At 48.5% G+C, this 1,033-nt stretch carries 1 pseudogene; it reads right to left on the bottom strand.

The window, feature by feature from the left end:
* Window positions 1-340 precede the first annotated feature (340 nt).
* Window positions 341-732: pseudogene (locus IM317_RS21720) on the bottom strand (IS1 family transposase); the annotation flags it as partial.
* Window positions 733-1,033: the final 301 nt, after the last annotated feature.

Raw genomic sequence — 1,033 nt, 5'->3', positions numbered from 1 at the left:
TTTCCCTTACAGGATGCGTTAATTCAAGTGGCGTATTACCCATGGGGCCAGATAGGGGTCCGCTTGGAAAAGGGAAAATAACCTACGCTAAGACTACTTTTTAACCAATCGGCTATTGGATATCACTCGGTTCGCGGGGCTACAGCGTTTCTGTGTCCGAAACCGAACGATTGCGTACACCATGCCAATAACATGTACGAAAGTAAGCAAAACTGTTAACGGACAGTCAGATCGTTCCGTACATCCCTTACGGTCAGGGGTTCGCGCTCAATGGAACGAAATCACTCGTTAAGCTCAAAACGCTTAACGTAGGAAAATTTCCGTTTTCCAAGCGGACCCCTATCCTGTCATACGCGTAAAACAGCCAGCGCTGACGTGATTTAGCCCCGACGTAGCCCCACTGTTCGTCCATTTCAGCGCAGACAATCACATCACTGCCCGGTTGTATGCGCGAGGTTACCGACTGCGGCCTGAGTTTTTTAAGTGACGTAAAACCGTGTTGAGGCCAACGCCCATAATGCGTGCACTGGCGCGACATCCGACGCCATTCATGGCCATATCAATGATTTTCTGGTGCGTACCGGGCTGAGAGGCGGTGTAAGTGAACTGTAGTTGCCATGTTTTACGGCAGTGAGAGCAGAGATAGCGCTGATGTCCGGCAGTGCTTTTGCCGTTACGCACCACGCCTTCAGTAGTGGAGCAGGAAGGACATCTGATGGAAATGGAAGCCACGCAAGCACCTTAAAATCACCATCATACACTAAATCAGTAAGTTGGCAGCATTACCTGCATTTCAGCTTCATCAATCCCGTTTTTTTTACTGAATCCATTTACCAATATCCTGTCCATACGTTACTAAAGAAAATAATATATACGGAATGAGTTATCATGCGCCTAATTTACCATAACATCCGTTGGCCGCACCGCTGAAACGGGGTTGGCTGCGTTTCCGGTGCCAGACGCGAGAAAGTGGCGACAGACATAACGAAAAAACACCAGAAACGCAGCCGCTGAATATTACACTGGTGCATAG

The sequence above is a fragment of the Enterobacter cloacae complex sp. S3 genome (genome assembly GCF_014930495.1).
GTDB classification, from domain to species: Bacteria; Pseudomonadota; Gammaproteobacteria; order Enterobacterales; family Enterobacteriaceae; genus Enterobacter; species Enterobacter asburiae_B.
Note: the sequence above shows the minus strand (reverse complement) of the source record. Positions and strands in the feature narration are given on the sequence as shown.